The organism is Klebsiella sp. HMSC16A12 (genome assembly GCF_001808265.1).
Lineage (GTDB): Bacteria > Pseudomonadota > Gammaproteobacteria > Enterobacterales > Enterobacteriaceae > Klebsiella > Klebsiella pneumoniae.
Window position 1 is genome coordinate 165,475 of sequence record NZ_KV792636.1, and the last position, 13,922, is coordinate 179,396.

A 13,922-nucleotide genomic window follows, 5' to 3' on the forward strand; every position below is an offset into this window, starting at 1 on the left:
CCGGGCAAGATATCAGGCACGGTTCCTGTAATTTCGCCGGGTGGCGGCTGTCGCCTTGCCCGGCCTACAGGGGCCTCTCACAGGCTCATACCTCGCAGGCCCGCGCAGGCGCAGCGCCGCCGGGCATGAGGAGATTTACTTCCCGGCTTCCGGATGGGTATCGAACGCCGCCATCACCGCCGCCAGCGCCGCTTCGCTGAAGCCATGTTTAGGATCGTCCACCCCCAGGCCGAAGCGGGTCTGCAGCGCTTCATACAGCGCGGAGACATCGGCAAAATCGACCTTCTCCACCACATGGTTATTCTCCCAGTGGGTAAAGTGGAAGTTGGTGAGGGTCATTTTGCCGCCTTCCGGCAGATGACGACACATCAGCAGATGGTGACGGAAGTGGGACTGCGGCCAGTGCGCCGACCAGAAGTTGCCCATCACATAATCAGACGCATACTGGCGGCCTAAATCGAAATGGTACATCGACTGCCAGTGTTCGTGATGGTTGAACTGCAGCGTCCACTCATCCCCTTCATGCACCAGACGATAGCTGCCGTGCGGCGTTTGCTGTGGGATATCGGCCAGCAGTTTGATCGGCGCGGTCAGCGTCTGGCCGCCGAAGCCGACGTCGGCGATCCAGCGCTCCCCCGCCACCTCCACCAGCAACAGACGGTGAGTACGCGGCGGCATCTGCGGCGGGTTGGCCAGCACCACGCGGCCCAGCAGGCTGCGGACGTTAAAGCCTATCTCGCGCAGCGCGCGCTCCAGCAGGCCATTCTGTTCAAAACAATACCCCCCGCGGCGGGCGGCGATCAGCTTCTCTTCCAGCGCCCCATCGTCAAGGTGGATTTCACGCGGCAGCAGGACGTCGAGGTTTTCAAAGGGGATGGCGCTGTTATGCTGCAGATGCAGTTCCCGCAGGGTATCAATGGAAACATCAGGCTCACCCGTCCAGCTCAGACGGGAAAAATAGGCGCGTAAAAAGGGACTCATCAGGGCCTCCAGCTGTAGGTGTCCGACATTTATAGCCTATTTTTCCGCGCCGACCGTCTTTTTTGTGCGCTTAGCGTTAACCGCGCGTGCGGCGCTGCATCAGCGCCAGCGCCGTCAGCATCAGGACCAGACCGGTCAACAACGTCAGGCTGGCCATCGCCATGCCCTGACCGACGGAACCCTGTTCGAACTGGCGCCAGATAAACACCGCCACGGTTTGCGTACCGGCCGGAGAGAGCAGCAGCGAGGTCACCAGCTCCCGGGAGGCCACCGCGAACACCATCAGCATCGCCGCCAGCAGCGCCGGAAAGATCAGCGGCAGGACAATCAACCGCAGCGCCTGCAGTGGCGACGCCCCATGCACCCTGGCGGCGGGCTCAAGGTTCGGGCCCAGCTGGCGCAGCGCGCTGCCGACATAGCGCACCGGCCAGGGCAACAGCAGGCAGCAATAGGAGAGCAGCAGCATCCACAGCGTGTTATAGGGCGAGCGCGGCCAGAAGGGCTGATTCCACAGCAGGATCAAACCGACCCCCACCACCACGCCCGGCAGCGCCGCCGGCATCAGCGACAGCGCGTCCACCATCCCGCGCCCTTTAATCTTCTGCACCATCACCAGCCAGGCGGCCAGCAGGCCCAGCGCGCCGACGATTAGCGCCGAACCCAGGGCTAGCGACAGGCTGGTGCCGAGGGCCGACAGGGCATCTCCCTGCTGGTCAAACAGCGCCGCGAAATGACGCAGCGTGACATTCTCAACACTCACGCCACCGGAGAGCGTGCCCATCACGCTGGTGAGCATCATCGAGACGGCGGGGACGCCGACCGCCAGGCCGCCGACGGCCGCCATCGCCAGCACGGCGGGCAGCGTCATCCAGCCCAGCGATGCCCCGTGGTTCTCCCCCGGCTTACCGGTGATGCTGGTGACCTCTTTCTCCCCCACCAGCCGCCTTTGCAGCCACCAGGCGAACAACGCCACCGCCATCAGCAGCAGCGACAATAGCGCGGCGCCAGGGAGATCCACCGGCCAGTCGGCCAGCTTTTTCTCAATACCGACCGTCAGCATCACCACTCCCGCCCGGCTGCCCAGCGCCGCCGGTACGCCAAACTCCTCGATGGCGAGGGTAAACGCCAGCAGCATCCCCGCCGCCAGCGCCGGAGAGAGCATCGGTAGCGTCACGTGCCAGAAGGCGCGCCAGGCGCTGGCGCCATGGACGCGGGCGACCACCGCCAGCCGGGTCCCGCTCGCCAGCAGGCTGCGGGAGACGGCAAAGTAGACCACCGGAAATATATTAAAGGTCATCACCAGCACGATCCCGCTGCGGCTGAACAGCAGATCGTTCAGCTGCCAGCCGGTCAGCTGCTGCAGATAGCCCTGGCTTTGCAGGGCCAGCATCCAGGAGAGCGCCGAGATATAGGGCGGCGTCAGAAAGGGGATCAAAAACAGGAGATCCCACAGCCGGGGCAGCGGCAGCGAAAACATACCGCGCAGGATGCCGAGCGGCAGGCCAATCATTACGCTGACCAGCGCCACGCCGGCGGCGATCCACAGCGTACCGCCGAGCATCGCCGGCAGCTGAGGATCGGCCAGCAGCGCCGGGATACCGCCAAAGGCGTCCCCGAGCGAACCGGCGCTAAAATGGGGAAAAATCGCCTGCAGCAGAATAAACACTAACGGTAACGCGACCAGCATCACCAGGGCGGCAAGGGTCGCGCCGGAAAGGAATGTTTGTTTCACAACCGGTTCCTGAAGCTGAGGGTCCTCCGGCGGCCAGCGCCGGAGAAACGGGATCAATTACTGCGCGTACAGCTGACTGAAGCGGGCGAGCACGGCGCCCCGCTCGCTGCTGCCCTCGCTGGTGGTGGGCAGCACCTTCAGCGCGTCCAGTAGCGGACGTTTAGCCGCCACGTCGCGGCGGGCGGGCATCAGCCAGGCGTCGGCGACCTTCGCCTGACCTTCCGGCGACAGCACGTAATCGATAAAGGCTTTGGCATCGCCGGGATGCTGGCTGGTTTTGAGGATCATCATCGGGCGCGGGGCAATCACTGTTCCGCTGGCCGGGAAGATCACCTTCAGCGACTCGCCCTGCTGAATGTTGCCGTAGGAGACATAATCCACCGCGCCAAACACCGCCGCTTTCGCCCCCTGCATCACCGGCGTCACCGCCTGGGCGTTGGGTCCGCTGACTACCATGCCGTTCTTTTTCAGATCGTCAAACAGTTGCCAGGCCTGGTCGCCCATGCTGTTTTGCAGCCCGATCAGCAAATCCAGCGACGCGCCGGAGAGCGCCGGGTCGGGGGTTGTCACCTTGTCTTTAAACGCCGGCTGGGTGAGATCCCGCCACTCTTTCGGTTCCGGGGTGCCGCTTTTACTGTTCCAGACAATACCCAGGGCGGAGACGCCCTGGGCGATATAGTCCGCCGATTTCAGGTTCGCCGGTACCTGGTCGGCGTTGGCGCTCGCAAAAGGCAACAACCAGCCCCGCTGGTGCAGATCTTCGGCGGTATCCCACGAGGCGGAGATCAGCACATCCGCCTGCGGGTTGGCCTGCTCGGCCTCCAGTCGGGCCATCACTTTGCCGGTGGTGGCCTGAAAAACGGTCACCTTCACCCCGGTCTGTTGTTCAAAACCGCTGGCCAGGCTTTTCGCCAGCGAGCCGGGTCCGGCGGTGTAAACGGTCAGCGCATGGGCGCTGGAGAGCATCATGGCGGAAAGAGCCATCGCGAGTACCACTCCTTTCTTAACGGTCATAACGGTGTTCATGCAACTTCCCCTGAGGTTGGCGTAACGGCGCGGACAGCGGCCACGCGGCCCGCGGATAAATAGACAATCTGGTCGGCTAACAGCTCGGCTTCACGTCGGTCATGAGTGACATACAGGGCGGTGATGCCGAGCTGTCGCAACAGGCGGCTCATTTCGCCGCACAGCGATTCGCGCAGTTCGCTGTCCAGGTTGGAGAGCGGTTCATCAAACAGCAGCACCCGCGGCGCGGCGACGATCGCCCGCGCCAGCGCCACCCGCTGCTGCTGACCGCCGGAGAGGCCTGAAGGCTTACGTTCGGCAAAGCCGTTGAGGCCTACCCGCGCCAGCGCCTCGCTGACCCGGCGCTCGCGTTCGCTGCGGGAGACGCCGCGCATGCGCAGCGGAAAGGCGACGTTCTGCGCCACGCTCATATGCGGCCAGAGGGCATAATCCTGAAAAACCATGCCGATATCGCGCTGCTCCGGGGGCAATCCCCATCCTGCGCTGGCGACCAGCCTGTCGCCAAAGCGGATTTCGCCGCTGGCCGGCACGCTCAGCCCGGCCAGCAGACGCAGCAGCGTGCTTTTGCCGCAGCCGGAAGGGCCCAGTAGCGCCACGATGCGGCCGGGTTCGATATGCAACGTGAAGCGGTCAAGAATGGGGGTCTCTGCGAAGGCGAAAGAGACCTCCTGCAGGGTGATAGGGGTCAGCGTGCGCATCATCGCCCTCCCTTTCGGGACAGCGAGACCAGCCCGGCGGTCGACATCCGACGGGGCACGCTCACCTGGGATAGCATCAGGGGAGCCAACATATTGTGATCCTCTTTGGGACTTAGTGCTGGCGACTATAGTCAGACGAGATGACGTATTGATTACATTTTCATTGCGGCTTAACGTGTTACCTGCCAACCGACCCATTATTCAAGGAACGCCTATGAGCCGCTTTCGCCACGTTGAACTGCAGTACGCCAGCCGCCTGCTCAACCACGGCCCAACCATTTTGATCACCAGCTACGATGCCCCGTCCGACCGGCGCAACGTTATGGCCGCCGCCTGGTCAATGCCGGTGGAATTCGCCCCGCCGCGGGTGGCTATCGTGGTGGATAAAAGCACCTGGACGCGGGAGATCATCGAGCGCAATGGCACCTTCGGCATTGTGGTTCCCGGCGTCGCAGCCGCCAGCTGGACCTACGCCGTCGGCAGTGTCAGCGGCCGCGATGAGGACAAATTCAATGCCTGGGGGATCCCGGTGGTGACCGGTCCGGAGCTGGGGCTGCCGCTGATCGAGGAGAAGTGTCTGGCATGGATGGAGTGCCGGTTGCTGCCGGCGACGGCGGCCCAGACCCAGTACGATACCCTGTTCGGGGAGGTGGTCTCTGCCGCCGCCGATGAGCGCGCGTTCGTCACCGGACGCTGGCAATTCGACGACGATAAGCTCAATACCCTGCATCATCTTGGCACCGGCAATTTTGTCGCCAGCGGCCGTCATGTGCGGGCAAACTCCCTCGACGAATAAACCGTTCTCGACGATTTCGGCAGCAAAGGCTTTACCGCCGGTGGGACATGGAACTTCGGCGTGCAGACGGAGATTTGGTTCTGACCGAGTGTCACTGGCGGGCATCATGCCCGCCAGTGGCAACTACATGCTATAACCCGGCTGCTTAATCAACTGCGCCATCTGTGGGGCGATCTCGCTGTCCCACACCGCCTGCCACGCGTCCGGCTCAACCTGAGTGAGTGCGACGCTGACCGCGCCCTCTTTACTGTTCAGATGGCGGATCAGCACCTCGGTAATGTCGGCGGCCAGCGCGGTTTTTTGTTCATCAGTCAGTTCACGGGGAAAGCATTTAATATCAACATGCGGCATAGCAAAGACTCCTTGTGATCAGAGCCATAACGCTACCACAGAATGGCCGTTATGGTTGGCATCGCGTGCGTTAAATCAGCTTGTTACGGCGTAGCGCCGCGGCCAGCTCCGGTCGCTGACAGACCGCCCGGGCGATGGCGGCGAATTTTGGCGCGTGGTCGTCAAACCACGCCTGGCGGGGTCCCCAGCGGTACATCGCCGCGATATAGCAATCCAGCAACGTTACCGACGCGCCCAGCGCCCACGGCCCGGCGGCCAGCTGCTGTTCGAACCAGAGATAGAGATTTTTCCGGTACTGGCGACAATTCTCCACCAGCTGCTCCGCGGCGGCGGGCGCCCAGCGTTCCGGGTAATCGGCATAGGTAAAGGTAGGATAGACATTGGCCACCAGCCAGACCAGCAGGCGCTGAAACTGCGGACGCTGTGGCGTCCCCGGCGCGGGGGCCAGATCGGGACGCTGGTCGAGGATCATCAGCGCGATGGCGGCGGTTTCGGTCATGATGCTCCCGTCGGCCAGCCTCAGGGTGGGCACCTGGCACAGCGGATTAATCTGTCGCAGACGCTCGCGCGCCGGACCGGGCTGGTCAAAGCCCTCCACGTCAACCACCTCGTAGGGAATATCGGCCAGGGAGAGCATCAGCTCGCTAATCGTCGAGCCCCATCCCGGCACGCCATAAACGGTTATCATGGTCTGCCTCCAGGGTAAAGCCTAAGTGTAGGCAGAAATTTGCCGCTCACCCACCCGGCACACCATGCCACTGGGGGTTAGTAGGTTATCCCCGGCGGGTTGACCACCGACTGCGCCACCGCTTCGCCCTGCTCCCCCCAACGCGCCAGCACCTGCTGATATTCACCGCGGGCAATCGCCCCGTCGAGAGCCGCCTGCAGGGCATAGACCAGACCGTTGCCTTTTTTGGTGGTTGTCGCCACCCACGCTTTTTTCGGCCCCAGGCCCACCACCCGGGTCTGACCGTTAAGCGCCGCTTTATAGGCTGCCACCGACTGCGGGCCGAAAAAGATATCCGCCCGCCCGGACTGGATATAGAGGTTGCCGGAGGCATCATCGGTCAGGTAGACCGGCTGGGCCTGCGGCCGTCCGGCGGCGCGGTTGTCCTCGTTCCAGCCCAGCAGGATCCGCTCCTGATTGGTGCCGGACCCGACGATCACTTTGCGCCCGGCAAGGTCGGCGGGTCCGTTTACCGCGGCGATATCGCTGGTGGATTTCACCGAGAAGGCCAGGGAGTCCACCCGGTAAGTCGCAAAATCGAACTTCTCTTTGCGCTTCTCGGTTACCGCGATATTGATCAGCGCCACATCGTAGCGGCCGGAGGCGATGCCCAGCGGCCAGTCCTCCCACGCGGTGGGCACCAGCCTGAGCTTCAGGCCAAGGCTTCCGGCCAGCAGGCGGGCTATATCCGGGTCGCTACCGATCCGCGTGCGGTTGTCGCTGGCCAGCAGGGCCAGCGGCGGCGAATTGAGCGCCGAGATCGCCACCGTTAGCGTCCCCGGCTCGACGAAGCGATAGCCCGGCGGAATTTTCGCTATCGCCTGCGGGTCGCGGGTGACCGGCAATGGCTGCTCATTGGCGCGCAGATCCAGCGCCGCGTAAGCGCTCATGGCAAAAGCGCTGAGAACAAGGGTCATTAGCGCTCTGTTCATGACGGCAGCACCCTGGATAAAAACTGCCGGGTACGCGGATGCTGCGGATGGTTGAGCACCTCGTCGCTGCTGCCCTGCTCGACGATCCTGCCGTCGACCATAAACACCACCTGGTCGGCCACCTCGCGGGCAAAGCCAATCTCATGGGTGACCACCACCAGGGTGGTGCCCGATCGCGCCAGCTTCTTGATGACATCCAGCACCTCGCCCACCAGCTCGGGATCCAGCGCCGAGGTGGGTTCATCAAACAGGATCACCCGCGGGTTCAGCGCCAGCGCCCGGGCAATGGCGATACGCTGCTGCTGGCCGCCGGAGAGATGCCGCGACCAGGCGTCGGCTTTATTGCGCAGTCCGACGACGTCCAGTAGCTCATAGGCGCGGGCAATGGCCTCTTTGCGCGTGACCTGCTGGTGGGCGATCGGCGCCTCAATCAGGTTCTCCAGCACCGTCAGGTGCGGAAACAGGTTAAAGTTCTGGAACACGTAGCCGACGTTGATCCGCTGGCGAAGAATTTCCTTTTCTTTCATCTCATACAGCTTGTCGCCTTTGCGGCGATAGCCGATATAGTCGCCGTCAATCTGAATAAATCCCTCATCGACCCGTTCGAGGTGATTTATGGTGCGCAGCAGCGTGGACTTGCCCGAACCGGAAGGGCCGAGGATCACCGTCACCGTGCCCGGGGGGATCTCCAGCGACACATCGTCCAGCGCCTTGTGGCGGCCATAGTATTTGCTGACTCCGGTGATAGAGATATGGCCATTATGAGAGCTGGGCATGAGCGGCCTCCTGCGGCTGTGGTTGACGTGCGGGTTGATTCAGACGGCTGCTGCGGGCGCTGTTTACCGCCGAGCGGCGCTCGCTGCGCGCCAGGCCCCGTTCCACCAGATACTGAATGGCGGAGAGGACGCTGGTGATCGCCAGATACCAGGCGGCGCCGACCATCAACAGCGGGATCACCTCCTGGGTACGGTTGTAGATCATCTGGATGGTGTAGAACAGTTCCGGCATCGCCAGGACATACACCATCGCCGTTCCCTTGGCCAGACTGATGATCTCGTTGAAGCCGGATGGCAGGATGGTGCGCAGCGCCTGCGGCAGAATAATGCGCAGCGTGCGCCGCCAGGCGGGTAGCCCCAGCGCGGCGGCGGCTTCATACTGCCCGTGGTCGACGCCGAGAAAGCCGCCGCGAATAATCTCCGCGGTATAGGCGCTCTGCACCAGGGTCAGGCCCACCACCGCCGTGGAGAATTGCCCCAGCACGTTAATGGTCTGATAGCTGGCCCAGGTCACGCCGGTAAACGGGATCCCCAGCGACAGGGTGTCGTAGAGATAGGAAAAGTTATAGAGAATGATCAGCACCACAATCAGCGGCAGCGAGCGAAACAGCCAGATATAGCCCCAGGCGAGACTGCTGAGCAGCCACGATGAGGACAAACGGGCCAGCGCCAGCAGGCCGCCGAAGATCACGCTTAGCACCGTGCCGAGCAGGGTCAGGAGCAGGGTTTGCCCCAGCCCCTCGAGGATCACCGGGTCGAAGAACCAGCGGGCGAAGACGCCCCACTCCCAGCGCGGGTTAAAGGCCACCGACTGGATCACCACCGCCAGCACCAGCAGGGCGACCAGAGCCCCGACCACCCGCAGCGGATAGCGCGCCGGCACCACTTTGATCGTTTCAGATGAATGCATAATGCCTCCTCAGGCGCTGTGGCTGTAGGCGCTCACCGCCAGCGCTTTAGTGAACCGCAGCCGGCCATCGTACGGCGGCTGACTGTACTCTTCTGGGTCTCTCGTGAGGTCAAACTGCGCCTCATACCCCTGGCTGAGATAGAGCTTTACCGCCTCCGGCTGACGGAAACCGGTGGTCAGGTAGATATGGCTGTACCCGGCCAGCACCGCCCGTCGCTCCAGCTCCTGGACCACCTTCGCCGCCAGCCCCTGCTGGCGCAGACGGCGGTGCGTCCAGATACGTTTGATCTCTGCGGTGTGGCGATCCTTCGGCTTATACGCGCCGGTGGCGATAATTTCGCCCTCACGCTCAAGGACAATAAACAGCCCCTGCGGCGGCACATACCACTCACTTAACTCCACTTCCGCATCGCGGGAAAAATAGTCGCCGTAGCGGGCGGCATATTCGGCAAACAGCCCGCTAATAATCGGCTGCAGCTCCGGAGCCTCCGGAGAAATATCGCGGAATGCTTCGCTCATCGCGCCTCCTGTCAGTCGCCCAGTCCGGGCGGATTGATTTCCGATTGCGGAATGCTTTCCACCCCTTCGCCCCAGCGGTTAAGCACTTTGGCGTAGTCCCCGCTGGCGATAGCCCCGTTCAGCGCCGCCTGGACGGCGTTCACCAGCCCGCTGTCTTTTTTCAGCGTTACCGCGATGTGCGCCGCTTTCGGCCAGCCGCCATCGACGCTGCCCACCAGTTTGGTTTTGCCGGTCAGCGCCGCCTTCCACGCGCCAATCACGTTGGGGCCGAAGAAGGCGTCGGCTCGTCCGGTCTGCAGGGCCAGCGTCTGGGCGGCATCATCCTTGGTGTAGACCCGGATAAACGGCTTCAGCCCCTTCTTGACGTTCTCCGCGTTCCACGCCAGCAGGATCGCCTCCTGGTTGGTGCCGGAGCCGACAATAATCTTTAGCCCGGCGATATCTTCCGCTTTGTCAATCTTGCTCAGCGGACTGGTGCTTTTGACGTAGAAGCCCAGCGAGTCTTTGCGGTAGGTGGCGAAATCGAACTTCTCTTTCCGCTCTTTGGTGACGGTAATATTGCTGATCGCGGCATCATATTTGCCGGAGGTGACCCCCAGCGGCCAGTCTTCCCATGAAGTGGGAACCACGTTTACTTCCAGCCCGAGGCTCTCCGCCACCAGCCGGGCGATATCCGCCTCGCTGCCGAGCAGGGTTTTGTTGTCATCGGCAAAGACCGTCAGCGGCGGAGAGTTCAGGGCCGCCACCGCGACGGTGAATTTCCCCGGCACCGCCAGATGCAGATCTTGCGGCAACAGGGCAATGGCCTGCGGATTTTTCGCTGTATGAATCGGCGTTTTGTTGGCCTCCAGGCTCACTCCGGTGCCATTGATCTTGACGTCCTGACCCCACGATGAGGCGCTAAATGCCAACGCGACGGCCAGCAAGAGTGTTGTTTTCTGCATAGCGTGATTCTCTTTTATTATTTTTGGAATTGATTAGCGGGTAGCGCCAGACCCAGACTTTCCCGCAGGGTGGTGCCCGGATAGTCGCGACGGAACAGTCCGCGCGCCTGTAACAGCGGAACCACCTCATCCACAAAGCGCGGGAAGGTTTCCGGCGTGCCGCCCTGAATAATGAAGCCGTCCGCCGCGTGCTGCTCGAACCACAGTTGCAGGCCATCAGCGACATCGCTGGCGGTGCCGGTAAAGCGCGGACGCGGGCTGGCTGCCTCCAGAGCCACCTGGCGCAGGGTTAATCCCCGCTCGCGGGCGTGACGCTTAATCTCATCGGTGGTACTGCGGAAGCTGTTTTGTCCCAGGTCGCCAATATCCGGGAACGGTTCATCAAGCGGGTACTGCGAAAAGTCATGGTGTTCGAAATAGCGCCCGAGATAATTCAGGGCATCCTCGATGGAGACCAGCGCCGCGGTGGTCTGGTACTGCCGCTCCGCATCCTCGGCGTCATCCCCGACGATGACGCTGACGCCCTGGAAAATATGCAGTTGGTCCGGGCTGCGCTGATATGCGGCGAGTTGGCTTTTGACATCCCGATAAAATGCCTGCGCCTCGGCCAGCGAGTCCTGATGGGTAAAAATGGCATCGGCGTGGCGTGCGGCTAATTTTTTGCCGTCGTCCGATGCGCCGGCCTGGAAAATAATCGGTCGGCCCTGCGGCGTGCGGGCAATATTTAGCGGCCCGGCAACTTTAAAGAAATCGCCGTGGTGATCGAGCGTATGCAGTTTATTTTTATCAAAGAACTGGCCAGTCTCCTTATTGCGCACAAAGGCATCTTCTTCCCATGAATCCCATAAGCCTTTCACCACCTGCAGATATTCATCGGCAATGCGATAGCGCAGCGCATGATCCGGATGTTGGGCCCGGGAGAAGTTTTTCGCCGACCCCTCCAGCGGGGAAGTGACCACGTTCCACCCCGCCCGTCCCTGGCTTAAATGGTCAAGGCTGGCGAACTGGCGGGCGGTGGTAAACGGCTCGCTGTAGGAAGTCGATAAGGTCCCCACCAGCCCCAGTCGCCGGGTGATCGCGGCCAGCGCGGAAAGTACCGTTAAGGGTTCGAAGCGATTTAAAAAATGGGGAATCGATTTTTCGTTAATATATAAACCGTCGGCGACAAAAATAAAATCCAGCTTCCCCGCTTCTGCTTTTAGCGCCGTCTGGGTGACGAAATCAAAATTAATACTGGCGTCCGCCTGGGCCGCCGGATGACGCCAGGCGGACATATTTCCCGATGCGCCATGCAATATGGTTCCCAGACGCAATTGTCGATTTTCAGACATAGCTACCCCTTCCCCTGTCATTCGTTAAATGTGTTGTAACGCTTCTTCCGCGAGACGGGCGAAATAGTGCGCCGCGGGCGCAATCAGCCGTTCATCCGGATTAAATGCCGGATGGTGCAAACCATATTCGCTGGCGCTGCCGATGCTGACAAACGCCCCGGGAATATGCTGAAGATAGACCGCAAAATCTTCGCCGCCGAGATGCAGATCGGCATGGTGGGTGCGATACCCGGCCTGGGCTGCCACCTCGCTGGCGAAGTCGGCCCAGCGGGCGTCGTTGACCAGCGCCGTCGGGCCGGCGTACCAGAAGACGTCAATCTGCGCGCCAAAGGCGCTGGCGAAACCGGCGGCAATCTCGCTGACCCGGGCCTTGACCCGCTGCTGCACTTCACTGCTGTGGGTGCGCAGCGTCCCCTCCAGCTCGACGCTCTCCGGCAGCACGTTCCAGGTATTGCCTCCCTGGATCCGCGTCACGCTGAGCACCACCGAGTCGAGGGTGTTCACCTCCCGGCTGGCCACGCTCTGCAGCACCGTCACCAGCTGGCTGGCCAGCAGGATCGCATCCCTTCCTTCATGTGGGCGGGCAGCATGCGCCCCCTTCCCGGTCACTTTGAAGACGAAGCGGTCGACGTTGGCGTAGAACGCGCCGCCGCGGGTGGCAAATTCGCCCACCGGCAGGCCGGGCTCATTGTGCATGCCGAAGATCGCCGACACCTCCTCCAGCGCCCCGGCGCGGATCAGGGTTTTCGCCCCGCCAAAATTTTCCTCCGCCGGCTGAAACAGGATCCGCACCCGCCCCGGGAGTTCCGCTTCCCGCTCCTTCAGCAGCAGCGCCGCCCCCAGCATCACGCTGGTGTGAATATCGTGGCCGCAGGCATGCATTACCCCTTGATTCTGCGAGCGGTAAGGCAGACCGGTCGCCTCCTCGATGGGCAACGCGTCGATGTCCGCCCGCAGGGCAATCACCTTGTCGCCGCTGCCGACTTCGGCGACCAGCCCGGTTTTCAGATCGTAGGGCAGCAGGGTCAGCCCGCCGCTCTGCAGCCAGTCGCGGATCCGCGCGGTGGTGGCCACCTCCTGCAGGGAGAGCTCCGGGTTCTGGTGCAGCTCGCGCCGCCAGCTAATCAGTTGTTGTTCAAAGGACATTCAGCACCTCCTTGCCGTAGTGAGCCTGCGCCAGCAGGCGCAGGGAGTGCAGGCGCGCTGGCCCGTCGCTAATGGGGGTATCAATGATGAGTTCATCCAACTGTTCTTCCGCCTGCAGCGCGTCAAGCCGGGCTTTAACCTGTTCGGGAGTACCGGAGATCAGCGAAGATTCACGGCGGGCAATGCGCGTCGGTCGGCTGCCGGCCTGGCGGGCAAAAGCGACGGCCTGCGCCTCACTGCCGACGGTCACCCGCTGGCCGTTCTCCAGCTCGACGCCCCACACCTCGACCTGCTGCGCCAGCGCGGCGGCGGTGGCCGGATCGTCAGCAACCACCACCTGGACGGCGACCATCGCCTCACGCGGGCTGAGCTCGCGCCAGCGGTTGAACACGGCACGGCGCAGCGCGCTGTCGCCATTGAGATGGGCGGCAAAGACAAAGTTCCAGTCAAGGCGGGCGGCCAGTTCAGCACTCTCCAGGCTGGCGCCGAGCAGAAAACCATCTGCCCGGCGCGGCGGGATCGGCGTGGCGCGCAGGCTCTCCTCTCCCCCGGGCTCAGTCAGCGACAGCCAGTTATCCAGCTGCGCCAGCTGATCGGCAAAGGTCCCTTTCTCCTCTTGATGCAGGCCCTGCTGCAGGGCGCGGGTGGAGAGCGGCAGGCCGCCAGGCGCCTTGCCGACCCCGAGATCGATGCGGCCCGGCGCGAGGGCGGCCAGCAGGTTAAAGTTTTCCGCGACCTTATAGGGGCTATAGTGCTGGAGCATGACGCCGCCGGACCCAAGACGGATCCGCCGGGTGTGGCCCAGCAGCCAGGCGATAACCAGCTCCGGCGAGGGGCTCGCCAGCTGATCGGTATTGTGGTGTTCGGCGACCCAGAAGCGGTGGTAGCCCCAGGCTTCGGCGTGTTGCGCCAGCGTTAATGTACGCGCCAGCGCCTGCGCGGCGGTTTCCCCGGCGGCAAGCGGACTTTTATCCAGGATACTGATTCGATAAGACATTTCGCAGGCTCATATGAAAGTACGTGCCTGCATTATTAAAATCTCTGCTAACTATT

General features: G+C 62.5%; 13 protein-coding genes and 2 pseudogenes. 2 read left to right on the forward strand and 13 right to left on the reverse strand.

Features of this window, described 5'->3' with window-relative positions; translation table 11 throughout:
- Window positions 1–135: 135 nt before the first annotated feature.
- From nhoA to HMPREF3140_RS20390, 4 genes are all read right to left on the reverse strand, one after another.
- Window positions 136–981 (reverse strand): N-hydroxyarylamine O-acetyltransferase, encoded by an 846-nt coding sequence (nhoA, locus tag HMPREF3140_RS20375; protein ID WP_023286503.1) that lies wholly within the window; start codon window positions 979–981, stop codon window positions 136–138.
- Between the two features lie 76 nt (window positions 982–1,057).
- A complete protein-coding gene (locus tag HMPREF3140_RS20380) occupies window positions 1,058–2,713 on the reverse strand; it encodes an ABC transporter permease (protein WP_032411576.1) in 1,656 nt (551 codons plus the stop codon).
- Window positions 2,714–2,770: 57 nt separating this feature from the next.
- Window positions 2,771–3,739: an ABC transporter substrate-binding protein gene (locus HMPREF3140_RS20385; RefSeq protein WP_002906621.1), complete on the reverse strand. Its 969-nt coding sequence runs from the start codon at window positions 3,737–3,739 to the stop codon at window positions 2,771–2,773.
- On the reverse strand, window positions 3,736–4,440 hold the full coding sequence (locus tag HMPREF3140_RS20390) for an ABC transporter ATP-binding protein (protein WP_020802150.1): 705 nt from the start codon (window positions 4,438–4,440) through the stop codon (window positions 3,736–3,738). Before HMPREF3140_RS20390 ends, HMPREF3140_RS20385 begins: the two co-directional genes overlap by 4 nt.
- A gap of 211 nt (window positions 4,441–4,651) precedes the next feature.
- On the opposite strand from HMPREF3140_RS20390, the gene HMPREF3140_RS20395 reads away from it, so the two are divergent.
- A complete protein-coding gene (locus tag HMPREF3140_RS20395; RefSeq protein WP_004151228.1) occupies window positions 4,652–5,233 on the forward strand; it encodes a flavin reductase family protein in 582 nt (193 codons plus the stop codon).
- A 9-nt stretch (window positions 5,234–5,242) separates the two neighbouring features.
- Window positions 5,243–5,317: pseudogene (locus tag HMPREF3140_RS29355) on the forward strand (hypothetical protein); the annotation flags it as partial.
- Between the two features lie 39 nt (window positions 5,318–5,356).
- Here the strand turns inward: HMPREF3140_RS29355 and pptA are convergent.
- From pptA to HMPREF3140_RS20445, 9 genes and pseudogenes are all read right to left on the reverse strand, one after another.
- The gene (gene pptA, locus HMPREF3140_RS20400) at window positions 5,357–5,584 is read right to left on the reverse strand and encodes a tautomerase PptA (RefSeq protein WP_032411578.1); all 228 of its coding nucleotides are present in this window, start codon (window positions 5,582–5,584) and stop codon (window positions 5,357–5,359) included.
- Between the two features lie 70 nt (window positions 5,585–5,654).
- Window positions 5,655–6,272, reverse strand: a complete 618-nt coding sequence (locus HMPREF3140_RS20405) for a glutathione S-transferase family protein (protein ID WP_004175955.1) — start codon at window positions 6,270–6,272, stop codon at window positions 5,655–5,657.
- A gap of 77 nt (window positions 6,273–6,349) precedes the next feature.
- Window positions 6,350–7,201 (reverse strand): transporter substrate-binding domain-containing protein, encoded by an 852-nt coding sequence (locus tag HMPREF3140_RS20410; RefSeq protein WP_014343117.1) that lies wholly within the window; start codon window positions 7,199–7,201, stop codon window positions 6,350–6,352.
- 38 nt (window positions 7,202–7,239) lie between these two features.
- A complete protein-coding gene (locus tag HMPREF3140_RS20415) occupies window positions 7,240–8,019 on the reverse strand; it encodes an amino acid ABC transporter ATP-binding protein (protein ID WP_002906697.1) in 780 nt (259 codons plus the stop codon).
- Entirely contained in the window at window positions 8,003–8,929 is a 927-nt protein-coding gene (locus tag HMPREF3140_RS20420; RefSeq protein ID WP_032411581.1) for an amino acid ABC transporter permease, read from the reverse strand. The genes HMPREF3140_RS20415 and HMPREF3140_RS20420 overlap by 17 nt, the downstream gene beginning before the upstream one ends.
- A 9-nt stretch (window positions 8,930–8,938) precedes the next feature.
- Window positions 8,939–9,448: a GNAT family N-acetyltransferase gene (locus HMPREF3140_RS20425; protein WP_002906702.1), complete on the reverse strand. Its 510-nt coding sequence runs from the start codon at window positions 9,446–9,448 to the stop codon at window positions 8,939–8,941.
- 11 nt (window positions 9,449–9,459) lie between these two features.
- A pseudogene (locus tag HMPREF3140_RS29360) lies at window positions 9,460–11,723 on the reverse strand (NtaA/DmoA family FMN-dependent monooxygenase).
- A 24-nt stretch (window positions 11,724–11,747) separates the two neighbouring features.
- Window positions 11,748–12,869, reverse strand: coding sequence for a M20 peptidase aminoacylase family protein (locus tag HMPREF3140_RS20440; RefSeq protein WP_004180131.1), 1,122 nt, complete (start codon window positions 12,867–12,869; stop codon window positions 11,748–11,750).
- Window positions 12,859–13,866, reverse strand: coding sequence for an MsnO8 family LLM class oxidoreductase (locus HMPREF3140_RS20445; protein WP_004151219.1), 1,008 nt, complete (start codon window positions 13,864–13,866; stop codon window positions 12,859–12,861). The genes HMPREF3140_RS20440 and HMPREF3140_RS20445 overlap by 11 nt, the downstream gene beginning before the upstream one ends.
- Window positions 13,867–13,922: the final 56 nt, after the last annotated feature.